This window comes from Rhodococcus sp. I2R, assembly GCF_020889545.1.
Taxonomy (GTDB): Bacteria; Actinomycetota; Actinomycetes; order Mycobacteriales; family Mycobacteriaceae; genus Rhodococcoides.
In genome coordinates this window covers 105,214-128,112 of sequence record NZ_JAHUTG010000007.1, presented here as the reverse complement: position 1 = coordinate 128,112, position 22,899 = coordinate 105,214, and the positions used below count along the sequence as shown (strand labels likewise).

Genomic DNA, 22,899 nt, shown 5'->3' with positions numbered 1-22,899 from the left:
ACTGTGGCTGTGGTTCGGATAGGTGCGCTCGCCGCGCATTTCGGTCGAGACGTCGACCGCGCGGTACTCAAGATCACGACGATCATCGAGGGTGCGAAGCGGGACGGTATCGACCTGCTCGTGCTGCCCGACGCGTCGCTGGGTGGGTACATCGACAGTTTGCGGAACCCCGATGTTTCGGAGCTGCCTCCGACTCTCGACGTGGATGGCCCGGAGATCACTGCGATCCGGCTCGCCGCAGGTGCGATGACCGTATGCATCGGATACACCGAACTGTCGAACGGGCTGCGCTACAACGCGGCTGCCTGCGTCACCGGTGACGGTGTGTTGGGTAGTCACCGGAAGGTCCACCAGCCGCTGGGGGAATCTCTGGCCTACGCCGCCGGTGACCGGTTCGATGCCTTCGACACTCCGGTGGGCCGCATGGGGATGTTGATCGACTACGACAAGACCTTCCCCGAATCCGCACGCACGTTGGCGCTGGACGGCGCGCGTGTCATCGCCGCGTTGTCGGCGTGGCCCGCGAGTATCACCGATCGCGCGTCCAGCCTGCCGAACGATCGTCAGTCGAGACTGTTCGACCTGTACGACGCAGCTCGTGCCGCGGAGAATCAGGTGGTCCTCGTCTCGTCCAACCAGACCGGCACCATGGGTTCACTTCGATTCCTGGGCCAGGCGAAGATCGTCGGTCCGGGTGGAGATGTGCTGGCGAAGACATGGTCCAAAGGCGGTCTGGCCGTGTGCGACATCGACATCGACGCCGAGGTCGACCGCGCCAGGCGGGTCCTGTACCACTTGCAGGAGCGTCGGGTGGACAGCTACCCGAACCTGCTGGAGAAGGAACTGCAATGACCGTGGAGTCGCTGCACGTTGCCCTGCTGACGTATTCGTCGAAGCCGCGTGGTGGGGTGGTGCATACCCTGCATCTGGCGGAGGCGCTGGCACGCGCTGGTGCCGAGGTCACGGTGTTCTCGCTCGGTCGGGGTGGGGACGATGCGTTCTTCCGTCCGGTGGATGACGCGGTGACGGTGGAGATGGTGCCGTTCGAGTCGCGGGTGGACGAGAGCGTGGGCGAGCGGATCGTTCGATCCATAGATGTTCTGGGCGAGGCGTTCTCGCGAGCTGGTCGTTTCGACATCGTCCACGCCCAGGATTGCATCTCGGCGAATGCGGTCGGCAGGTGCATCCGAACGATTCACCACCTCGACGAGTTCACGACGCCGGAGCTCGCGGTCTGCCACGAGCGCGCCGTCACCGAGCCCTATGCTCGGATCTGCGTCTCGGCAGCGGTGGCGGAGGAGGTTTGTCGAGGGTGGGGTCTGAATCCGACCGTCATCCCCAACGGCGTCGAGTCGGCGCGTTTCGAGGCTGCTTCCGTGGGCGGTGGTGACCGATGGCGCCGGAAGTTCGGACAGTACGTGCTGGCTGTCGGCGGTATCGAGCCACGCAAAGGTTCGATCGATCTGCTCGAGGCGTTCGCGTTGCTGAACACGCCGGAGCTGGCGTTGGTCTTCGCGGGTGGAGAGACTCTGTTCGACTACCGTGACTATCGGTGTCAGTTCGACAGGCGCGCAGCAGAACTCGGCATCGAACCGATCGTGCTCGGAACGGTCGACAATGACGATCTACCGTTCCTGCTGGCGCAGGCGTCGGTGCTGCCGTTCTTCTCGACCAAGGAAGGCTTCGGGCTCGCGGCGATGGAGGCGCTCGCTGCCGGGACGCCCGTGGTCGCGCGCGATCTGCCTGTGCTCCGTGAGGTCTTCGGCGAGACGGTCGCCTATGCAGCCGACCATGTAGGCATGTCGCGGAGCTTGGCGGCCGCCCTGGATCGGCGACACGACGGCGCCGCCGGCCGTGCGCTGGCGCGGAGTCTCACCTGGGACGCAGCCGCACAGCGCCACTTGGAGTTCTACCGTTCCGTGGGCTGATCCCGCTGGCGATGGTCCTTGTTGCGGCGCAGGGCATGCGGTCTGAGTTTGTGGAACCCTCTAACTCGCATCGAACGTAGCGCTTTGAGGTAGAACTCGGAGTCGTCCTCCAGCGCCTCGGCCATGGTGCTGTCCATCAGTATTGTTCCCGGATACGCCGAACTGGTCAGCCTCGCAGCCATATTGACCACCGATCCGTACAGGTCGCCGTATCGAGCGAGGACTGGACCCCAGGCGAGACCCACGCGGAGCTCGGGCATGTCCTCCTTGGCGGCGAACGCGTCCTGCAGGTCCAAGGCGATGTGGGCGGCATCCTCGGGGGTCTGGGCGCTGAACATCACCTCGTCGCCCACGTTCTTGATGATCGATCCACGGCCACGAGCGATGATGTCCGATGCCGCCGACTCGAATTCTTCGAGGAGGGCGGTGAGTTCCTCGATTGCCAATCTGCGAGTGAGGCTCGTATAACCGACCATGTCCGCGAAACCGACGGCCAGCGTGGGACTGGTGGTTTCCTCGTTCGGGTCGGCAATGGAACGGCCTGCCGTTGCGGCGAGGTGCCTGCGCCAAGTGTACGACTGCAGCGCTTCGAGCGTCGGGACGGTTTGTGCGGCAATGGCTCTGGCATCACGTCGAATGGATTCGAGGTCTGCGCCCTCGGCGCCCTCGCTCACTCGGTCGTGAATGTGAGTGTTGACGACCCCGACCTGCCACTCGGTCAGCCGCGACATCGTCTGCCCGAGAGTTCGGGCGATCGCGACCTCCATCTCCGGTCTGATCACGTTCTGCTCGGTGAGGCCGGTGATCATCCTCAGGGCATCGAGATCGGCGTCGGTGTAGGCGAGCGCATCGGGGTCGGTATTGATCGGGAAGCCCATGGCGATCCAAAGTTGCTGCACTCGTTCGCGTGCCAACCCTGATTTGGCCACGATCTCCGCACGGGTGTACTTGGGCCGTCCACCGAGGAGGTTGCTCTCGATCTCGGCTTGTACGACAGAGCTGATGTCGTGCTCAGGCATGTCCCAACGTTCTGTCGAAGAATGATCTGACGTCGTCGATGTAGTTGTCGATCTTCTCTGGCACCCAGTCTGCAGTGGAGATGGGTTCACCGACGGTGACCTTGACGGTACCGGAATGCGCGATGAAGTCTCTTTTCCACATTACGTCGCCGGCGTTGTGAATGACGATGGGCACGATCGGTACCCCCGCCTGCATCGCCAGGTGGAAGCCGCCCTTCTTGAACCGGCCGAGTCGCGAGGTCGGCATCCGCGTGCCCTCGGGGGCGATCGCGACCGAAATGCCCGAGTGCAGCTTCTCGATCGCGGGGCGCAGCGCTTCTCGAGCCTGCGCGGGATCGCCTCGGTCGATATAGGCGACGTCGAAGATCTTCCCGAGGAGGGCGAACCGAGGGTCGTGTTCGAGTTCGCGCTTGGCGACGGCGGTGATGTCACGTCGCAGAATCGAGGCGACGATGACGGAATCCGCGCTGCTCTGGTGGTTGAACATGAAGACGGCAGGCCGCGCGGACCACGCGTTCTCGGTCCCTGTCACGTCCAGATCGATGCCGGCGATCGTCAGGGCGATGTCCGGGGCGATGGAGGAGGTGATGTTGGCGCCCGTTCGGCGGCTGCGGGTCAGCAGCCCGAGCCCGAGGCCGAATCCGGCGCTGGCGAGGACGGAGCCGAGCGCAGCCGTGCTGCGCACCGCCGAGGTGATGTCGGTGCCGCGCTTGGGCCGCTCGAGCTGCAGTGTCTGCCAGCCCACCTTGGCGGCGTGGCGGGAGAGTGCATCGTCGGGATTGACTGCAAGGGGGTGCCCGACGGATTCGAGGAGGGGCACGTCCTCGCCGCCGTTGGAATAGCCGAAGCAGACGGCCAGGTCGAGACCTTCGCGGTCGGCGTAGTCGATGACGGCCTGGGCCTTGCGCGGGCCCCACAGTGAGCTGCCGACGAGTTCACCGGTGAGCACACCTTCGACGACCACCGGTGTGGTGCAAAGCAAGTCGTCGAACATCAGGTCTTCCTGCGCCGGGATCGCCTGGTACGGGGTGGCCGAGGTCGCAATCACGAGTCGGTGACCGGCGCGGCGGTGGGCTTCGACGAGGATGCGTGCCTGCGGGTAGATCATCGACGCGATCTCGTTGCGGAAGAGGGTGTAGGCCTGATCCATCAGATCGGATTCGAGGCGCCCCTCCAATCCCCTGACGGCTTTGCCCATCAAGTTGTCGACGGGTGAATTTCGCATGCGCATCTCGACCACGGCGCTGGAGATCTCCCACAGCTCTCGGACCGTCACATCGAGCGTCTTGAGCCGTTCGAGAAAGACGGCTTTGGCGGAGAACCCATCGATGAGTGTGCCGTCGAAGTCGAAGAATGCAGTGATGTCCGGTCCGGTGGGTGCGGCTGCGATCGCATCCAGTTGGTGTTGCAGGTCGATCATCAGGCGTCGTCCTCGTGATCGTCGTTGCTGGTTGCCTTGCTGGGCACGGTCAGCGGGTCCACCTCGTCGAGCATGCAGTGTGCCATGTCGCGAATCAGTCTTGCCTTCCTCGCCCACTCGTTGATCTCCTGGGCGAAGTCGCGGCGGCGCTGCGCGAGATTGTCACTACTCGGATCGACGAGGTTTCGATTCTCGGCCAATTGCAGTGCAGTGTCGAATAATTCGCCCGAGATGGACTCGCTGTGGTCCAGTTGCTGACGGAGGCGTCTGGCTTGCGCGGCGCCGAGGCACTGCGCGACGAACGCAGGTTTGTCGAAAGGTGAGTCCACCGGCTGCATCATCAGCTGGTCGGCCACCACCTGGTACGCCTCCAGAATCGGTTGCAGAACGCGGTGCGCGAGATGCAGGTCCTGTGACTGTAGCTGCCGGGTGGCGTATTCGGGGTCGGCGAGATTGGTGCGCCAATCGGGATCGATCAGGGAGAACTCGTCCTCGAGCCGGCTACCGAAGTCGTTCTTGTCACCGAAGAAGAACTCGAATTTGAGCAGGTCACGGAGCTGGAGTGCGGACTGCCACATGGACTCCGGGGTGGACTCCGCGCTCTGGTCGCGATGGGGCAGTACGACGAGTTCGCCGATCGCACGCATGACGAAGTAGTGGATGGCGCTGTTGCGGAAGAACGCCGCCACCAGATGCTTGTCCTGGGCGAGGTAGAAGACCGGTTCGGGTCCCTCGTCGAAACGCTTGACGACGCCTGCATTGACCTGGGCGATCACAGCGGAGCGCACGACGTCGACCTCGCTGATGTCGCAACCGCCCGCCGTAGGCAACCCACGCTTGTTGATGTAGCGCGCCAGTGGGGAGATGATCGCCCACATCTCGTGCACGTTCAGGGCGCGGTCCTCGATACCGAGCAGCGCCATCGTGACGAGGGCGGCGGGGGTGACCGGGGTGGTGTTGTTGATGGCGTGCGCGACGGTGATCGCGATCTTCTGCACTGCAACCCGCTTGTCGGGATTGTCCTCGACGACCGACTTGACGGAGATCGGTTCACCGAATGTGAGGAAGACATTTCCGCGAAGCTTGCCCTGCGCGCGAATGTAGCCGATGAGCATCCGAATGCCCTCGGCCTGTTTCTGCGCGCCGTGCGACTCCGCGGCCATGGCGCCGACCTCGTGCAGGCGGTCGTAGGTGATGGACGTCGGGACGAGATATACGTCCTCGGCGTCGCTGTTCTCCAACGCGTCGACGAGGTACGACAGCAGTCCGAAACGCGGGGGGCGCAGCTTGCCGGTGCGACTGCGGCCGCCCTCGATGTACCACTCCAGGTTGAAGCGCTTGCTGAGCAGGAAGCTCATGTACTGCCGCAGCGTCCACTTGTAGATCTCGTCCGAGAACTTGCGTTGGATCAGCACCACGCCGCTGCGTTTGGCGATGGGGCCGAGCGGCCAGAAGCCGACGTTGATTCCGCCCATCACATGGTTGAGAGGGAGGCCCTCGGTCAACAGCGCAGGCCGCAGCACCAGCGGGTCCAGATAGGAACGGTGATTGGGCAGGAACACCAGCGGATAGTTCTTGTTGAGTTCGCGAACCTTCTGCAGCTGGGTTCGATCGACGTCGACGTGGTAGGCGCGAGAGAAGTAGGCGCCGAGCGTGCCCCACATCTCGACGGCGCGGCGCGTCTCGGTGGCGACCATTTCGTGCAGGATCCCGTGCACGCGACGCTCGACCTCGGGTACGTCCTCGCCGACCTGCTCGGCGAGTTCCGCCATACCGTCGCGAAATTTCTTCTGATCCGTCATGTCCTCGACGACGAAGCGAGGAATCTTGTACTCGGACCCGATCACGTCGCGTTCTGCGCGATCGAGCGCCAAGCTCGCCTGCCGGTGAATGAACGAGGAAAGGGAGTTGGCCCCGGCGCGATCGAACCGACTCTCGAGGTCGCGGAGTGTGGCCGGTTCGCCGACGAGGACCGCCGAGTGCTCGGGATCGTCGTTCTGGACCCACCGTTGCCACGCTTTCGTCGGCATCGAGTTGCCGCGCGGCGCGAGCAAGCGCCGCACGATGCCGCCGCGCTTGCGCTGAGTGAGCGTCACCCGCAGCGGAATCAGCAGCGGATCCTCGGCGAGACCGCGGACATGATCGGCGAGTTGAAGCGAGGCTTCACCGGAGAGCACAACGGACGGTGGTCGTAGCTCACCGTCGGGTGTCGTCGCATCGATCCATTGGTTCAGTGCCTGCACTTCGAGGGTCGACGCAGCGTCGAGCAAATACACCTGCTGTCCGTTGTCCGTGGTCTGCGCATTCGAATCGACGTGATACATCGAGCCCTCCCGTTCACGTACCCGTCCGACAGGCACGGGAGTCAGGCTACTTGTGCAGCACGACCGATATACGAGTTTCACATCCGTTATCCCACACCGATCGGGTTGCGCGAGAGACCGATGTGGGACAGTATTCGCAAATACTTTCGACCAGAAGGCTGCCACGATGCCACCGCGTAGACGTTCGACGCCAACAGGCTCTCTCACGCCCGAGAATCTCGAGTCACTGGCCCACGCCCTTGCCGAGGGCAAACGCGCCACGGTCTATCTCATCGAGCCGACGCCGAGCCTCGCGCTGCCCGAGGGCACGTCGGCGAAGGTGGTCTCGATCGACGGAAACACCGTCACCATCAGGCCCAAGGGCGTCGACGACGAACTACCTTTCGAAGCCGACGAACTCCGGATCACCCGGAACCCGCCGGCCAGCCCGGCCAAGCCATCTGCAGCCAAGCCTGCCGCATCTAAGCCGGCCTCCAGGCCTGCCGCCAAGGTGGCCCCGAGGGTTGCATCACCTACGCCTACGCCTACGCCTTCGCCTACCGCACCTGCGCCTGCCGCCCCTGCCGTTGTCACGCCCTCGCCCGCCCCGAAGCCTGCGGCGAGGAAGGCGCGGAAAGGCCCAGACAGTGTCAGCGTCACCATTCACGCCGGAGTGGACAACGACTGGTCCGTGACGGTCACACACGGCGCTCGGCGCCCTGGAAAGGCCCAGCCCGTGTCTCCGGAGTCGGTCTCGCGTGCGGTGAAAGAACTCGGCGACGATTCCGCTGTTCAGGCGGTCGAGGCAGTCATCACGCACGCGCGGGAGGAAGCGTCGCAGCGCGTTGCGGAGTTGAGGCGTCAACTCGAAGAGGCGCAGTCCATGCTCGCTGCGCTCGACGGCGAGAATCCCTGAGTGAAGCACTTAGCCTAGGTACTCGTCCATTGGTGCAACTTGTTGCTAGGGTTCTGCGGACACCGCTGGAGAGGGATTAAATGTTGAAGAAGTTCATGACCGTCGTCGTCGCGGCAGCCGCTGTTGCTGCAAGCTTCGGCGTCGGCACCGCATCCGCTGCGGCTCCGGCGGTACTGGGGGGTGGCTCCGGCATCATCGTCGGCAACGCCTCGGAGTGCACGCTGACCACGATCGGCAACGATCGCGCGGGGCGCCTCATCGGGATTACCGCAGGCCACTGCGGTGGCGCGGGCGCGACGATCGTGCCCGAGTACGACCCCTCGGCCGGTGTCGTCGGACGCATCGCGTTCTCGAACCCGGAATACGACTATGCGGTTATCGAGTTCGACCGCGCCAAGGTCATCCCGGTCAACCGGATCGGCAACGTCTCGATCACCCAGCTCGGCCCCCCGGCCCTGTTCCCGAACATCGTCTGCAAGGAAGGCCGCACCACCGGAAACACGTGCGGCGTCGCGTACGGCGATGTTCTGCAGTCGCAGGAGACCTGGTCGCAACTGTGCGTCGTCGAGGGTGACTCGGGCAGCCCGGTCGTCGTCGGCACCACACTCGTCGGCATGGTCAACGCGTACCTCGGTGTCGCATGCTTCGGCCCCCAGGTGGGCACCAATATCGATGCCATCCTGCGCCATATCGATAACGGCAATGCCGTCGGAGCAGGTTTCACCCCGATAGCTTGATCGCCCCAGCTTGATCGCTCAGCAAGGGCGAGAAGAATGCCATCGTGTCGGATCACCGACACGGTGGCATTTTTCTCTGCATAGACGCCCCGACTCCCCTCGATCACAGTGTTATCGACAATCATTCGTGACGGGCCTCGAGCGCATCCGCCCCAGATGTAACTGCCGCCACATCGGTTTGCGCACCTTAGTTCAATGTTCCTAGGCTGCACAGCATTGTGCTCGGTGTGTCGTACTGCTCGCTTCGCGTGTCAGTTGCACTGCGCCATAGGGGGGAACACACATGACATTGCTCGCGATGACGCCTGTCCAAGAGATGGAGAGGCCGTACAAGAAACGTTGGGCCGCACTGGGGGTGCTGTGCCTGAGCCTGCTGGTCGTCGTCATGGCCAACACGTCACTACTCGTTGCTGCGCCGGCCATGACGATGGATCTGGCGCTCTCCAGCAGTGACTTGCAGTGGGTGATAGACGGATACACCGTTCCGTACGCGGCATTGATGCTGCTGTTCGGCGTGATCGGCGATCGGTACAGTCGCCGTGGAGCACTGATCATCGGCTTGCTGATCTTCACAGCCGGTTCGATCGCCGGCGCCCTCACCGACGTCACTCTCGGGGTGATTCTGGCGCGCATCGTGATGGGCGTCGCCGCCGCGATCGTCATGCCGGCGACACTGTCGCTCCTGGTCGCGACCTTCCCCAAGCGTGAGCGCGCCACCGCAGTCACCATCTGGGTTGCCACCTCGGGTCTGGCGATCGCGATGGGCCCGTTGCTCGCGGGATGGCTGCTCGAAAGCTACTGGTGGGGTTCGAGTTTCCTCATCAACGTGCCCATCACGCTCTTCGCTATCGGCGCCGCCATTGCGCTGGTACCGCCGTCGCGGGCCGTCGATCCCGGACCTATCGATTGGCTCGGTGGCCTGCTGTCGGTGCTGACCGTCTCGTCAGCCGTATACGCGATCATCGAGGGAATGCACTCCGGCTGGGGGATCGCGCCGACGTACTTCGCCGTCGTGGGACTGCTGAGCGGTGCAGCTTTCGTTGCCTGGGAACTCCGCCACCCCAACCCGCTGCTGGACGTTCGATCCTTCCGCTCCCGCGCGCTCAGTGGAGCCGTGTTGGCGGTGCTGCTGTTCTTCCTCGTCACCTTCGGCGCCATTTATTATGTCGCGCAATACCTTCAGTTCGTGCTGAGTTTCGGGCCCGTATCCACCGGCGTGCATCTGCTGCCCCTCGCGGTCGCGGTGTTCGTGGGATCCGGCATCACCCAGTGGCTGACGCCGAAACTGGGCATGAGGTATACCGTCACTGCCGGCATGGTGGTGGGCACCCTCGCGATGGTCTCTATGCTCGGAATCGAAACCGGTGCAGGCTATTCGGACTTCCTTCCGGTGTTGACCCTCCTCGGTCTGGGCATCGGTCTCAGCGTGTCCCCGTGCACCGACGCGATCATGGCCGAGTTTCCCGACAACAAACTCGGCGTCGCCGGCGGACTCAACGACACCGCACTCGAACTGGGTGGATCACTCGGAATCGCCATACTCGGCTCGGTTCTCGCAACCTCTTACCGCAACGGAATCGCCGAGTTCCTCACCGGCTTCCCCGGCAGAGGGCCAGGAGGCGAGCCGACCGAGCAAGCGGCACAGGCCATCGAAGCATCCGGGGATTCGGTGGCGGGAGCCGTCATCGTCGCGGACATCTTGCGCGAGAACCCCTTTCTCACCGGCTACGCGGACAACCTGCAGCTCAACGCGATCAGCTCCTTCGTCGGTGCCGTCGTTGAGACATCGCTGATTGCAGCCGTCGTATTCGGCGTGGGTGCGGTGATCGTCGCGCTCATGTTGCCGCCGGCGTTCGATCGTGCTGTGTTCGATTCAGCTGCAGCGCGTGAGGTCGAAGAGCTCGAACGTCTGATGGAACGACCGGCGGCAGCTCAATCGAGCACTTCGACCTCGTCGCAGGACAGGCTGAACATCTATCAGTTCGCCGATTCCGCCCATCCCATACACACTCGCCTACACACCGAACTCGAGGAGCGGTCGAGCCCGGCGTGGGCGATGCCCCTGTAGTGATGACCCTGTAGTGATGCCTCTGTAGTGATGAACCTGTGGCGATTCCCGCTAAGCGAGCACTGCACCGCTCGACGCCGAGCCGACGAGCTTGGCGTACTTCGCGAGAACGCCGCGGGTGTAGCGGGGCGGTAGGGGCGCCCAGCCTTCGCGGCGGGATTCGAGTTCGGATTCGTCGACCAGCAGGTCGAGGGTGCCCTTTCCGACGTCCAAGCGAATCTGGTCGCCGTCCCGAACGAAAGCGATGGGACCGCCGTCGACGGCCTCGGGGGCGACGTGACCGACACACAGGCCGGTGGTGCCGCCGGAGAAGCGCCCATCGGTGAGAAGCAGGACGTCCTTGCCGAGACCGGCGCCCTTGATCGCACCCGTGATGGCCAACATCTCGCGCATACCCGGACCGCCCTTGGGGCCCTCGTAGCGGATGACGACGACGTCGCCTTCGGTGATGGTGCCGTCCTCGAGCGCATCCATTGCGGCGCGCTCGCGCTCGAAAACCCTTGCCGTACCGACGAAGACGTCGGAATCGAAACCGGCGGACTTGACCACCGCACCGCCCGGGGCCAGCGAACCTTTCAGGATCGTGATGCCGCCGGTGGGGTGGATGGGCTCGTTCATCGCACGAAGCACCTTGCCGTCGGGATCGGGCGGTGCGATGTGCGCGAGATTCTCCGCGACTGTCTTGCCGGTGACGGTGAGGCAGTCGCCGTGCATGAGGCCGGCGTCGAGCAGCGCCTTCATCACGACGGGGACTCCGCCGATCGCGTCGACGTCGGTCATGACGTGCTTGCCGAACGGCTTGACGTCCGCGAGGTGTGGGACCTTGGAACCGACCCGGGTGAAGTCGTCGAGAGTCAGTTCCACCTCGGCCTCGTGGGCAATGGCCAGCAGGTGCAGCACCGCGTTGGTCGACCCGCCGAATGCCATGACGACCGCGATGGCGTTCTCGAACGCCTCCTTCGTCATGATGTCGCGGGCGGTGATGCCGCGGCGCAGCATCTCGACGACCGCTTCACCGCTGGCGTGAGCGAACTGATCACGCCGCCGGTCGGGAGCTGGTGGAGAAGCGCTGCCGGGCAACGACATTCCCAATGCCTCTGCAGCGCTGGCCATCGTATTGGCGGTGTACATCCCGCCGCAGGCGCCTTCGCCGGGGCAGATGGCGCGTTCGATGGTGTCGACGTCGGCACGCGACATCAACCCGCGCGAACACGCGCCGACGGCCTCGAAGGCGTCGATGATGGTGACCTGGTGTTCGGAACCGTCGGACAGGGTCGCGAATCCCGGCAGCGTGGAGCCCGCGTAGAGAAAGACGCTCGCGAGGTTCAGTCTTGCTGCGGCCATGAGCATTCCGGGCAGCGATTTGTCGCAGCCGGCAAGAAGCACAGATCCGTCGAGGCGCTCGGCACTGACCACGGTTTCGACGCTGTCGGCAATGACCTCACGGGAGACCAGCGAGAAGTGCATGCCCTCGTGACCCATCGAAATGCCGTCGGAGACGGAGATGGTGCCGAATTCGAGGGGGAAGCCACCTGCGGCGTGCACGCCCACTTTCACGGCTTTGGCAAGCCGCTCCAGGGAGAGGTTGCACGGGGTGATCTCGTTCCACGACGATGCGACACCGATCTGGGACTTGCCCCAATCGTCATCACCCATCCCGACCGCACGCAGCATGCCGCGGGCGGCGGTCTTCTCCAAGCCGTCGGTGACGTCGCGGCTCCTCGGCTTGACGTCCGGCGATTCGTTCTCGGTCGACATGACACTCCTGACCTGTGCACGGATATGGGCTGTATCCTTCGGTCAGCCTAATCGCCACCGTGCGGCGTCCGCGCCGGGGACGATGTATCGACGTGCGGACTACAGCTCCTCGAAGCAGACGATGAAGTTGCGCTCGGGGTAGCGGAACCCGCCGGTCGCTGGATCGGGGCATCGCTCGACGTCGATGGTATCGGCCAGGATGTCGGTTATCAGATACGAATCGGTCGAAGGCTCGGCGGCTGAGGCGTCGCGGCATTCGATGCGCTGTGGATCCTCCGATCCCAGATCGATACACCCTCCTACCACCCAGTCGACGTCGAGGCAGAGCGCGCCCTGCTCGATCCCACCGAACGTTTCGTAGTACGACTGGTCGATATCGGTGGGGCATTCTTCCTGTGAGGGTGCTTTCGCGATCACTACGAAGTTCGACTCCGCACTGCCGCATTCGGCATTGTCGATGGTCGCGTTCGCCTGGGTGCCGCCCAACCGAACACAGTCGCCGATCTCGACATCGATATCGACGTCGCCGCCGAGATCCTCACCTTCGCGGGCGGGGTCCTGGCTGGGGGTGCTCGGCTCGCTCGTACTCTGCTGCGACGAGGCGACGGGATCCTGCTCCGGAATCGCGGTCGGGGTGATGTCCGTTCCGCACCCCGCAACGATCATTGCAGCGCAGGCGATGACGGCCAGCGCTGCCGAGCGCGGCCTTGCGAAATTGGGAGCCATCACGGTTGTTCCTTCGATGTCTGGTCTCGGATCGGAAGAGATTCGAAAATACCCGGTGCGATCGACGGGTGCACGAGCAAGACAGTTTTCCATCCGACCAGCGATGAAACACAGAGCAGATGAGGCACTATGGGTGCTGTGGACCTACCCATCGAGTGGCCAGTCGCGCCGATGCTCGCCAAGGCGGCCAAAACCGTGCCCGAGCAGCCGGGCGACGGCCCGCCGGTGTGGTTGTACGAGCCGAAGTGGGACGGTTTCCGTGCCATCGTCTTCCGCGACGGCGACGAGGTGCGGCTGGGGTCGCGTGGCGGGAAGGACCTCGCGCGGTACTTTCCCGAGTTGGTCGAGGCCATACGTCGCGAGTTACCGGAGCGCGTCGTCGTCGACGGCGAGATCGTCGTTCCGCGCGAGATCGACGGACGCACTCGGCTCGACTGGGATGCGCTGTCCGAGCGCATCCATCCCGCCGATTCACGTGTGCAGATGCTGGCGGAGAAGACTCCGTCGATGTTCGTCGGTTTCGATCTGCTCATGCATTCGGGCACCGATTTCATGAACGAGCCGTTCGCTGCTCGCAGAGCGAAGCTGCTCGAGGTGATGGTCGGCGGTGATCGGTGCCAGATCACCAGTACTACCGACGACACCGCCACCGCCCAGGATTGGTTTCAGCGCTTCGAAGGCGCCGGCCTCGACGGCGTCATCGCCAAGAAGCTGGACAGCGTGTACCTATCGAACAAGCGTGAAATGGTCAAGATCAAACACGCCCGCACGGCCGACTGCGCGCTCATCGGCTATCGAGTGCACAAGTCCGGCAACGGAATCGGTTCGCTCCTCCTCGGCTTGTACGACGGAGATCAGCTCCGAATGATCGGTGGCGCCTCGGCGTTCACGGACAAGCGACGCGTAGAGATCCTCGAGGAACTGCAACCCCTTCGTATCGGCGAGGATGTCGTCTCCGACGCCGAGGCCAACCGATGGACCTCGAACAAAGATCGCAGCTGGGTGCCGCTGCGCGTCGAACGCGTCGTCGAGGTCGCGTACGACCAGATGGAAGGGCAACGGCTTCGGCACGCCGCGCGGTTCCTGCGTTGGCGCCCCGATCGCGACCCGAAGAGCTGTACCTACGATCAGCTGGAGGTCCCGGTCGACTACGACGTCGCCGACGTGCTCGCCGGGGGCCCCGACAGCCCCGCCGGGGAGTCCTGATGGCAACGAAGACTCCGCCCGCATTCGTCGAAGCAGGTGGCCGTGAAGTGCGGGTATCGAGCCCGGACCGCGTCATCTACGAGGCCACCGAGCGCACTCCGCCCATCACGAAGCTGCAGGTGTGCGAGTACTTCGCCGCGGTCGGCGAGCCACTCGTGCGTGCCATCGGAGAGCGTCCGACCGCCATGGAGCGCTGGCCGGACGGCTACCGCGAAGGAATGCGGCTTGCCACCGGACCGCAGGATCGTGAGGGCGACGGCTTCTATCAGAAGAGGCTCCCCAAGGGTGCCCCCGACTGGATCGAAACGGTGAAGATCGCGTTCCCGTCCGGCCGCGGAGCCGACGAACTGTGCCCGAGCGAAGCCGCCGCGCTGGTGTGGGCAGCTCAGATGGGCACGTTGACATTCCATCCGTGGCCCGTGCGGCGACCGGATGTCGACCACCCCGACGAGCTTCGACTCGACCTCGATCCGCAACCCGGCACCACGTTCGCCGATACGCAACGGGTGGCGGACGTGACACGTGAACTGCTCGAGGAACTGGGGCTGCGGGGTTACCCCAAGACGAGCGGCAACCGGGGCATTCACATCTATGTCCGCATCCGTCCCGAGTACACCTTCGAGCAGGTACGACACGCGGCCATCGGACTCGGCCGCGAACTCGAACGCCGCGACGAGGGCGTGACCACCAACTGGTGGAAAGAGGAGCGCGGCGAGCGAATCTTCATCGACTACAACCAGAACAACCGAGACCGAACCATCGCCAGTGCCTGGAGCCTGCGCGCGCGGCCGGGCGCACCGGTGAGTACGCCGATGACATGGGCGCAGCTCGCCGAGGTGACCGACCCGCGGGAGTTCAATCTCGTCACCGTCCTCGACCGACTCGCCGACGGTGATCCCTGGGAGGACATGGACGCGCAGGCGTACTCGCTCGACCCACTCCTCGAGCTGTGGGAATCGTTGCCCGGTGGCGAACTCAACTTTCCGCCCGACTATCCCAAGATGCCCGGCGAGCCGCCCCGTGTGCAACCGTCGAAGAAGGTGGCCGAACACTGGGACGCCCAGGGCAACCGAATCGAGTAGTTCAGGCCTGCTCCAACGCCCGAATCAGCGAGGCGGCGTCGTACGGTCCGGTGTGCCGAACCAAGTTGGTGTCGCCGCGGCCGAGGTAGAAGGTAGGGGTTCCCTCGACGTCACTGCTGTTTGCGTCCAACTCTTCGTCCTCCACTCGGTTGACGTAGTCGCCGGTGCGGAGGTCATCGTCGAACTTGTCGATGTCGAGATCCAATTCGACTGCGTACCTGTCGATATTGTCCGGTTCCAGGGCGTCACTGTGCGCGAACAGTATGTCGGCCATCTCCCAGAACTTGCCCTGAGCAGCTGCAGCCTCGCTGGCCTGCGCAGCGTGACGCGCATGCGGGTGGTAGTCGTCGAGCGGAAGATGCCGAGAAACGCTGCATCGGTGACACCACGGGTGTCATCGCCGGCGTCGATGTCGAGGGGGCCATCACGTGGTTCCTGGGAACGATCGAGCTCCTGGGGACAGCTGCGTGCTCATCGGTGTGAAGATCCCCTCGATCGTGGTCGTGGTGTCGATCATTCGTTTCTGTTAGCTATTCGCTGCTATGGGTACAGAGCTACCGTCATATTCGCAACAGGGCATTTGATGCACGGAGGTCAGCCTCCGAGCCGACGTGCCATCGTCGGAAAAAACGAAAGTCGGGATCATGCGTGACTTGATCTGCCGCAAGTGCGGTCAGAAGTTGTCGTTCGAGAATTCGCTGTGCCTCAGTTGTCACAGCGCCTTGGGCTTTCACCTGCCGTCGCGATCGCTGCTGGTATTGCCCGACCGCGCCGATCACGGAGCAGCCGAGGTCGACATCGACGGCACGACATGGAGGACGTGCGCCAACCTGCATATCGCCCGGTGCAATTGGTTGGTGAACACGACCGATGCCGAAGAGCTCTGCTCCTCGTGCAAGCTCACGCGCATCCGGCCCGCCGACGACGACCTCGACGCGATGGCGGCCTACGCCGAAGCCGAAACCAACAAGCGGCGCGTGGTCCTCGAACTGACCGAGCTCGGCCTGCCGATCGTCGGCCGTGACCAGGACCCGCAAACCGGTCTGGCATTCGACCTGCTCTCGAGCGCCGATGAGCAGGTGTTGACAGGGCATGCCGACGGGCTCATCACGCTCGACCTGGCCGAGGGTGACGACGTCCACCGCGAACAGCTTCGCGTGTCGATGTCCGAGCCGTACCGCACTCTCGTCGGGCATTTCCGTCACGAGATCGGCCACTACTACCAGATGGTGCTGGTCGGTGCCGGTGAACATCGCGCACGGTTCGAGGAACTCTTCGGCGACCCGGACACCGACTACCAGGGCGCGCTCGACCGGCACTACAAGGAGGGCGCACCGGAGAACTGGGAAGACGACTACGTCTCCTCGTACGCGACGATGCATCCTGCGGAGGACTGGGCCGAGACCTTCGCGCACTACCTGCACATTCGCGACACACTCGACACCGCTGCCGCGTTCGGCATGGCACAGGCCGGATCGACGCTGGACAGTCCGCTTCCGGGCGACGTCGGGTTCGACCAGATCATCGAATGGTGGTTGCCTCTGTCCTGGGCGCTCAATCAGATCAATCGATCGATGGGCCATCAGGATCTGTACCCGTTCGTGCTTCCTCCGACAGTGATGGACAAGATGCGATTCGTTCATCGATTGATCGCACCCAGCACGCTCTGATCCTCGAGTCGCCGGTCCGTTCTGGCCACGCTCACAATGGAGGTATTGTCGTGGTTCGAGCTGTCCTTTCGGCACAGCGTGCGGAGGTGGTTCCCATCAGTGACCGAACAGTCGACGATCGAACGCGTGATCAGGCACTCGCTGAACGGAGAATCAGGGCCGAGGCTCCGCCGCCCGTAATCTCGCAGGCCAGGCAACCCGATGCCGACCTGAGTCAGCGGATGGCTGCGGTTGCCCGCGAACTGCGCCGCGCACACAGCGATCTCGATGCCACCCTCGCCGCCATCACCGAGTCCGCCGTATTGAACGTGGCCGCAGCCGAGGACGCCAGCATCACCACGGTGCTGCAGGGCAAGTACGTGCACAGCGCGGCCGCAGCCGGTGACCTCGGTGCCAAGTGCGACGCCATCCAGGGGCAGCTCGGTGAGGGTCCGTGCCTGGAATCGGCGATCGAGCAGCGAACCATTCGCATCGACGACATGGACGCTGACCTGCGGTGGCCGCGCTTCGCGACCGAGGCCTCGGGCCTAGGCGTCAAGAGCATGATCTGCTTCCAGCTCTACGTCGAGGGCTTCAACTTCGGCGCCCTCAACCTGCACTCCACCGGTGTTCGTGCGTTCGGCGAGGACGCCGAGTCCATTGGGGCGCTGTTCGCGGCGCACGCAGCCATCGCGTTCTCCTCGGCGCGAGAGGAGCAGCAGATACGTGCCGCGCTCACCACGCGCGATGTCATCGGGCAGGCCAAGGGCATGCTGATGGAGCGCTACAAGCTGGGCGCGCAGGCGGCCTTCGCGATGCTGGCGAAGCTGTCACAGGAGTCGAACATCAAGCTCGCGGACATCGCCCACCAGGTCGTCGCCGACGCCGAACGTGAGGCGAGCCGCTAGAGCCCGGTCCTTTCCACGGGCAACCTGAGCATCAGGCTGCGCGCGCAGTCGACCGTCAACTGGGGGTCGTGACTGAGCACGTACGAGAAGCGTCGCTGCATCTCCGGCCCGGTGTCCCCCAGGTCCTTCGCTGCCAGAACCGCGGAAAAGTGCGGAGACAGCACCACAACCACCCACTCGTCGCGCACCGGGTCGTTCGGCTCCAGGTTCGCTCCCCGCACCCGGGGCGCGGGCTCGGCATCCATGCCCACGGCCAAAGCTCCGACGAGCGCTGCCCGTGTCGCCATGACCTCCCAGCGGTGCGCGGTGAGCGGGGTGAAATGTTTGCTCTGCTCGAACGAACCGAGGATCACTGCAGTCTGCAAGCTCTGCGCGGCCGTCGATTCGAGACCCTTGCTCACCTCGACCAGCAGGCGCTTCGTCGACGGCTTGGAGTCCCGGCCGGCAACCGCCAGCTGATACGGCGACGTGCGCAGCATCGAACCACGATCGGGTGACGTCCGAAAGTTCAGCGGAGACGTACGTTCCGCGGAGTTCACCGGCGTCGGGTTCTGCTCGGTGAAGTACCGTCCCTGGCCGACTCTGGCGCCGAGTGCGAGCGCGACGCTCACACCCTCCTCGGTGTCGATTCCCTCGGCCATGACGATGGCCCCGGTGCGCTCGGTGTAGGCGGCGACGGCGTTGACCACCCGTGCGGTGAACCGGCCGGGTGATCTGGTGATGAGACTACGGTCGAGTTTGACCACGTCCGGTTCCAGCAGCGGGAGCAGTGCGAGCGACTCCGGGCGCACACCGACATGGTCGACGGCGATCGCCCAGCCGAGTCGGCGAACGTCGGCGACGGCGCGCAGCAGCTGAGCGGGGCGGCGGATCAACGCTGTTTCGTCGAGCTGCAGGACGGCTGTGCCGGTTCCGTTGCCGCTGCCCTGAGCGCCTCGATCGGGCAGATGCGGCAGTGTGTCCGGGTCGATGGCGATGAACAGGGGGAGATCCTGCACCGACTCCATCTTGGCTGCACCGTCGACGGCGCCTGCCCAGCGGACGAGATCGAGATCGACCGTCATTTCCATGGCCCGGGCAGCAGATGCCAACGCGGACGGATCACGAAATGCCGAGTTCTCCGGACCACTGACGTTGGCCTCGTAGCCGATGACCTCGTTGGTCAGCAGGTCGACTATCGGTGCAAAATCGGTGTGCAGGCTGTTCGGGCCGAGGATCGATTCCAGTCCGCCGCCGACCGCACCGTCGCCCGCACCGCTGCCCTGAGCGCGCGTCGATGACTCGCCAGTCATACCAACCCCTCGATTCCCGCTACCGAGTCCACTGCCCCAGTCGAAGCCACGAACACTTCGAGTATCACATCATCATCGGAGTACCCGGCAATTCGGACGAGCCCATCGGTTTCGCCGATCACCGCGTGGACTCGGTCGCCCGTCTGCGGGTAGTCCGCCACTGGATGTCGCCAGTGCACAGCGATCAGCGTGCCACCATCCTCGAGATGCTCGACGATCCCGGTCGACGCCGCGCGCAGGTCGGCCTCGTCCAGGTAGTACCCGACCTCGCTGAGGACTATCAGATCGAAATCACCGCCGGCCGACACCGCAGTCCATTCGTCGGTCAGCGACCATTCGAGGAAGCTCACGTGGGGTGACTCGACGCGGGCGCGCGCAGCGGCGAGCGCCGCCGGGGCGATATCGGTCGAGACGAGCGATTGGCAGCGCGCCGCGAGCTTGTCGGTCAGGATGCCGATCGAGCAACCGGGTTCGAGTGCTCGCCGATACGTCTGCTTCGGTAACGAGGCCAGGGTGAGCGCGTACTTTCGCTCCTCGTACCAGTTGTCGTCGAGACGGAACGGGTCGGCACTCTCGCCGTACACGCTCTCGAAATACTCCCTGCCAAGTGTCATCCGAAGACCGTCACGCGAACACCACCTCGTACGGCCGCAGCAGCCGCTCGAGTACGTGTGGGGGCAGAACAGGACGATCGGCCGGATCGGAGGACAGCGCTGTGGTCTGGGTGACGAACTGCGCGGCGGCGCGTCGTTTCGCCTCGGTTACGTCGGAGCCGAGTTCGACGGCGAACGCGCGGTCCCACGGCACCGAAGAATCACCGGGGCGAGCCCAGTGCCACATCCACACCGGGTACTCGACGGCCGTGATGCCGAGCCGCTCCGACGCAGTCAGGCACGCGCGAGCGGTGGCCTCGTGATCGGGGTGACCGTCACCGCGCCACGGCAACAGGCACCACGTCCCAGGTTCGTTGGAGAGGAATTCGGTCAGGGCATGCGTGAGCTCCTCCTCGTGGGCGGAGACCTCGCCGTCGCCGAATCCGAGGCGGATGGGATCGAGATCGAGTCCGAGTTGGCTCAGTGCGCGGCGCGTCTCTCGTGAACGCTCGGCTACGAGTTGGTCCGGTGTGACGGTGGGAGAACCCGGATGCGATGCGCCACCGTCGGTGACAGCGAGGACGGTGACGGTGATGCCGGTCGCTGCCGCCATGGCCATCAGGCCCCCGACACCGAGAACCTCGTCGTCGGGGTGCGGCGCCACCACGATCATCTCGCGGCACCGGCTGAGGTCCAGCGCGGGATAGACATGGTCCCAGCAAGCCCATTCGGACTCCGGCGTTCCCAGCTCTTCGGTGTCGATCTTGCCGGTGTCGATCGTGCCTGTATCTGTGCTGTTTGCTACCACGGGTGGTCCTCCTTCGAGATGTCCTCACCGAGTGCTGCCAGATCACGCTCGGCGTGACTCTGACGCAGGTACACGGTCAAGTCTGCGACACGACGGGCGTGTTCGCCGTTGGCGCAGAGCGGGGCCGCTCCGAGCGCGCGTCCGACACGATCGACGATCTCGGTCGCAGCGTGTTCGACGGTTGCCCGCACGGTACGCGCCCGGATGCGTCCGTATCCGCAAGAATCGGTCGGGTCGGCGTCGATCTCGGCGGCAGCTGTGGACAGTGCGCTCGACGCGGCGCTCAGCGCTGCCGCAACTGCACCCAGATGCGCCATGGCATGGGCGTCGCGACCCGACCTGGCAGCCGTGTGCAACGTATCCGCGACGGCGCAGGCGCTCCCGAACCACACCGCGGCCACGCCTATCGCCCCGTGCCAGAAACCCGGGCGAGCAACGTACGAACCGGCGTCGCCGACGGGCACGGCACGGGCGCCGTCGAAACGAACCGTCCCCGAGTCGCTTCTGGCCATGCCGACGGCGTGCCAGGTGTCGGGGATTGGCGTGCAGGCGTGCTGGGTCAGATCCACCGCGAACATCTGCCACTGATCTCCCACCCGTGCGGTGACCAATGCGGCGGTGCACAGGCTCGCCCCGGAACACCAAGGTTTGACGCCGGTCAGCGCCCAGCCGTCGTCGCCGAACTCGGCTTCGAGAACCGGTGACGGTGGTTCCGCGGCCCACACGCCCCAGATCCTTCCGGCCGTGGGGACGGGGCCGCCCAGTTCGGCGAGGATCGCCACCGCATCGGCGTGCGCCTCGGCGAGTCGGCCGAGCACCGTGTCCTCGCGGCCGAGCGCCGCCAACGACCTCCAGCGCGACTCGGTACGCCCGGCGCCGGGCAAGGGGAGATCTGCCGCGTCATCGTTGATCCAGCTCAGCAGCCGAGCGGTGAGATTCTCGGCCTGAATGCCCGGTCCTGAAGTCCTCGGTGCCTGAGTCACTGGGCAGCCGCGAGGTGGAGGGAACGAAGATGCCCGGCGAAACCGCTCGGCGCGCGACCGAAGAAACGCGTCGACGTGGTCACCGGGGCATCCGCGGCGTACAGCACCGGAATCGTGGCGTCGGCGAAACGCCGGACGAGGTCGACGTCCTCGTCGCTTGCCACGGCACCGAAGCCGCCCACGCACCAGTACGCGTCGGCGCGCATCCCGAGATTGGCGCCGTGTACGTGACCGTGGCCGGCAACGCTGCGATAGTCGGCCTCGTACGCCACTTTCAGCGCCTGGTTGCCGGGATCGAACTCGGCCACGACCGTCCCGGCGACGACGTGTGCGCCGCGGTGCGCGTGCGCGAGCTGCGATACGAGCCAATTGGGACGAACCACACTGTCGGCATCGGTCGTCGCGAACCATGTTCTGGGCGCGTGTGCCGCGGAACGGAACCCCGCAGCCCGCGCGGCGCCGACATTGCGGCGATTCAGTTCGATGATCGAAGCACCGATCTCCTGCGCCCATCGAGAGGCGATATCGGCGGAGGCATCGGTACACGCGTCGAGCGCAATGATCAGTTCGGTGGGCACAGGAGCCTGCGTCATCGCGTTCGCGATTGCCGACAGACAGCTGCTGAGCAGCGGCTCCTCGTTGTGAACAGGTACCACGACGACTGCGCGTTCGATACCCGACTGCGATTCGTTCACTGCACGTCCAACTTCCGCGGGGCCTGATCAGCTGGCTGCAAAACTCCAGACCGTGGTGTGTCGGCGTCAGGAGTGCATCGTTTTCGCAACCGAATCGGCGAATGTTCCGGCCGCCGGTGGCTCGACGGGATATACAGGGGGTGAACAAGTGGTTGATGAACCCGGCATGTGATGCCCCACAATGGCACAATCCAAACATCGCCATCGTCGAGGTGGCCTGCGACTGCACTGCTCGACTCGGGAGGGCACGGCGTGAGCACATTCGGTACGCGCGGCATCAGGCGCAAGACCCCGCTGGCGATGGCCGCGGCTGCGGTCGGTCTGTGTACGGCGGCGATGTCGCCGGGGACGGCGAGTGCGGCAGAGCTGAACTGTGCGGCGCCCGCAGGAGCCGAATCCATCGCGGTGGACGGTTCCGGCGCGTGCGGCGTCCGCGCCGACGAAGCCTCCCGGGCCATCTCTCGCGCGCTGGACGGTGTTGCGTTCTCGCGGGCGGTCCTCGGTGGAACGGCTGTGAGCCTCGCTCAGGCAGGTGGGGTCGCGGCAGCCGAGACTGAATCCGGCGGGGTCGGAGCAGTATCGCTGGGCGCGGACTCGGTGTCGATCATCTCGGCCGATCCGGGCGCGATCGCGGTGGCGATGTCGATGACTCGTGGACAGACGTTCGTCGGCACCGTCGACGAGGGCGTCCGCTGCGATGCCGGTATGGGAATGGCCGTCAATCTCACTACTGGGCAGGTATGTCTGTCCGATGGAATCAACAGCTGGAGCACACGCATAGCCCTGCCCTGATCACACATCGAAGAAA

At 64.7% G+C, this 22,899-nt stretch carries 20 protein-coding genes and 1 pseudogene; 10 read left to right on the top strand and 11 right to left on the bottom strand.

Annotation, left to right across the window (positions count from 1 at the left end; genetic code table 11):
• Window positions 1-3: 3 nt before the first annotated feature.
• Both KVY23_RS09220 and KVY23_RS09215 read left to right on the top strand, forming a co-directional pair.
• On the top strand, window positions 4-852 hold the full coding sequence (locus tag KVY23_RS09220) for a carbon-nitrogen hydrolase family protein (protein ID WP_230556166.1): 849 nt from the start codon (window positions 4-6) through the stop codon (window positions 850-852).
• An 11-nt stretch (window positions 853-863) separates the two neighbouring features.
• Entirely contained in the window at window positions 864-1,928 is a 1,065-nt protein-coding gene (locus KVY23_RS09215; RefSeq protein ID WP_230556274.1) for an MSMEG_0565 family glycosyltransferase, read from the top strand.
• Here KVY23_RS09215 and KVY23_RS09210 read toward each other — a convergent pair.
• The 3 genes from KVY23_RS09210 to KVY23_RS09200 are packed head-to-tail and all read right to left on the bottom strand — an operon-like array spanning window position 1,910 to window position 6,691.
• Window positions 1,910-2,947, bottom strand: coding sequence for an adenylate/guanylate cyclase domain-containing protein (locus tag KVY23_RS09210; RefSeq protein ID WP_230556165.1), 1,038 nt, complete (start codon window positions 2,945-2,947; stop codon window positions 1,910-1,912). The two genes, KVY23_RS09215 and KVY23_RS09210, sit on opposite strands and share 19 nt — an antisense overlap.
• On the bottom strand, window positions 2,940-4,367 hold the full coding sequence (locus KVY23_RS09205; protein WP_230556164.1) for an HAD-IB family hydrolase: 1,428 nt from the start codon (window positions 4,365-4,367) through the stop codon (window positions 2,940-2,942). The genes KVY23_RS09210 and KVY23_RS09205 overlap by 8 nt, the downstream gene beginning before the upstream one ends.
• Window positions 4,367-6,691, bottom strand: coding sequence for a glycerol-3-phosphate 1-O-acyltransferase (locus KVY23_RS09200; RefSeq protein WP_268994929.1), 2,325 nt, complete (start codon window positions 6,689-6,691; stop codon window positions 4,367-4,369). The genes KVY23_RS09205 and KVY23_RS09200 overlap by 1 nt, the downstream gene beginning before the upstream one ends.
• 166 nt (window positions 6,692-6,857) lie before the next feature.
• Between KVY23_RS09200 and KVY23_RS09195 the strand changes: the two genes are divergently transcribed.
• From KVY23_RS09195 to KVY23_RS09185, 3 genes are all read left to right on the top strand, one after another.
• Window positions 6,858-7,586: a DUF6319 family protein gene (locus tag KVY23_RS09195; protein WP_230556162.1), complete on the top strand. Its 729-nt coding sequence runs from the start codon at window positions 6,858-6,860 to the stop codon at window positions 7,584-7,586.
• Window positions 7,587-7,666: 80 nt separating this feature from the next.
• On the top strand, window positions 7,667-8,323 hold the full coding sequence (locus tag KVY23_RS09190) for a peptidase S1 family protein (RefSeq protein WP_075837833.1): 657 nt from the start codon (window positions 7,667-7,669) through the stop codon (window positions 8,321-8,323).
• 283 nt (window positions 8,324-8,606) lie between these two features.
• Window positions 8,607-10,391, top strand: coding sequence for an MFS transporter (locus KVY23_RS09185; RefSeq protein WP_230556161.1), 1,785 nt, complete (start codon window positions 8,607-8,609; stop codon window positions 10,389-10,391).
• A gap of 51 nt (window positions 10,392-10,442) precedes the next feature.
• On the opposite strand, the gene ilvD is transcribed toward KVY23_RS09185, so the two are convergent.
• Together ilvD and KVY23_RS09175 are read right to left on the bottom strand one after the other, a co-directional pair.
• Window positions 10,443-12,149 (bottom strand): dihydroxy-acid dehydratase, encoded by a 1,707-nt coding sequence (ilvD, locus tag KVY23_RS09180; protein ID WP_206511026.1) that lies wholly within the window; start codon window positions 12,147-12,149, stop codon window positions 10,443-10,445.
• A gap of 99 nt (window positions 12,150-12,248) precedes the next feature.
• On the bottom strand, window positions 12,249-12,875 hold the full coding sequence (locus tag KVY23_RS09175) for a hypothetical protein (RefSeq protein WP_206511025.1): 627 nt from the start codon (window positions 12,873-12,875) through the stop codon (window positions 12,249-12,251).
• Window positions 12,876-13,013: 138 nt separating this feature from the next.
• Between KVY23_RS09175 and KVY23_RS09170 the strand changes: the two genes are divergently transcribed.
• Both KVY23_RS09170 and KVY23_RS09165 read left to right on the top strand, forming a co-directional pair.
• The gene (locus tag KVY23_RS09170) at window positions 13,014-14,081 is read left to right on the top strand and encodes an ATP-dependent DNA ligase (RefSeq protein WP_230556273.1); all 1,068 of its coding nucleotides are present in this window, start codon (window positions 13,014-13,016) and stop codon (window positions 14,079-14,081) included.
• Entirely contained in the window at window positions 14,081-15,163 is a 1,083-nt protein-coding gene (locus KVY23_RS09165) for a DNA polymerase domain-containing protein (RefSeq protein WP_230556160.1), read from the top strand. The genes KVY23_RS09170 and KVY23_RS09165 overlap by 1 nt, the downstream gene beginning before the upstream one ends.
• A 1-nt stretch (window position 15,164) precedes the next feature.
• Here KVY23_RS09165 and KVY23_RS09160 read toward each other — a convergent pair.
• Window positions 15,165-15,533, bottom strand: a pseudogene (locus KVY23_RS09160) (DsbA family protein); the annotation flags it as partial.
• Window positions 15,534-15,807: 274 nt separating this feature from the next.
• Here KVY23_RS09160 and KVY23_RS09155 point away from each other — a divergent pair.
• Together KVY23_RS09155 and KVY23_RS09150 are read left to right on the top strand one after the other, a co-directional pair.
• Window positions 15,808-16,833 carry a putative zinc-binding metallopeptidase gene (locus KVY23_RS09155; RefSeq protein ID WP_230556159.1) on the top strand — a complete coding sequence of 342 codons (1,026 nt, stop codon included), beginning with the start codon at window positions 15,808-15,810 and terminating at the stop codon, window positions 16,831-16,833.
• Window positions 16,834-17,054: 221 nt separating this feature from the next.
• Window positions 17,055-17,720 carry a GAF and ANTAR domain-containing protein gene (locus tag KVY23_RS09150; protein ID WP_206511143.1) on the top strand — a complete coding sequence of 222 codons (666 nt, stop codon included), beginning with the start codon at window positions 17,055-17,057 and terminating at the stop codon, window positions 17,718-17,720.
• On the opposite strand, the gene KVY23_RS09145 is transcribed toward KVY23_RS09150, so the two are convergent.
• Genes KVY23_RS09145 through KVY23_RS09125 form a run of 5 tightly spaced genes read right to left on the bottom strand, consistent with a single transcriptional unit; the run spans window position 17,717 to window position 22,091 of the window.
• Entirely contained in the window at window positions 17,717-19,012 is a 1,296-nt protein-coding gene (locus KVY23_RS09145) for an EAL domain-containing protein (RefSeq protein ID WP_230556158.1), read from the bottom strand. The genes KVY23_RS09150 and KVY23_RS09145 overlap by 4 nt on opposite strands.
• Window positions 19,009-19,626 carry an SAM-dependent methyltransferase gene (locus KVY23_RS09140; RefSeq protein ID WP_230556157.1) on the bottom strand — a complete coding sequence of 206 codons (618 nt, stop codon included), beginning with the start codon at window positions 19,624-19,626 and terminating at the stop codon, window positions 19,009-19,011. Before KVY23_RS09140 ends, KVY23_RS09145 begins: the two co-directional genes overlap by 4 nt.
• Before the next feature lie 10 nt (window positions 19,627-19,636).
• On the bottom strand, window positions 19,637-20,413 hold the full coding sequence (locus KVY23_RS09135; RefSeq protein ID WP_230556156.1) for a PIG-L deacetylase family protein: 777 nt from the start codon (window positions 20,411-20,413) through the stop codon (window positions 19,637-19,639).
• Window positions 20,407-21,363, bottom strand: a complete 957-nt coding sequence (locus tag KVY23_RS09130; RefSeq protein WP_230556272.1) for an acyl-CoA dehydrogenase family protein — start codon at window positions 21,361-21,363, stop codon at window positions 20,407-20,409. The genes KVY23_RS09135 and KVY23_RS09130 overlap by 7 nt, the downstream gene beginning before the upstream one ends.
• Window positions 21,364-21,392: 29 nt before the next feature.
• Window positions 21,393-22,091, bottom strand: a complete 699-nt coding sequence (locus KVY23_RS09125) for a glycosyltransferase family 2 protein (protein ID WP_230556155.1) — start codon at window positions 22,089-22,091, stop codon at window positions 21,393-21,395.
• Between the two features lie 252 nt (window positions 22,092-22,343).
• On the opposite strand from KVY23_RS09125, the gene KVY23_RS09120 reads away from it, so the two are divergent.
• Window positions 22,344-22,883 carry a DUF6764 family protein gene (locus KVY23_RS09120; protein ID WP_083667317.1) on the top strand — a complete coding sequence of 180 codons (540 nt, stop codon included), beginning with the start codon at window positions 22,344-22,346 and terminating at the stop codon, window positions 22,881-22,883.
• Window positions 22,884-22,899 lie beyond the last annotated feature (16 nt).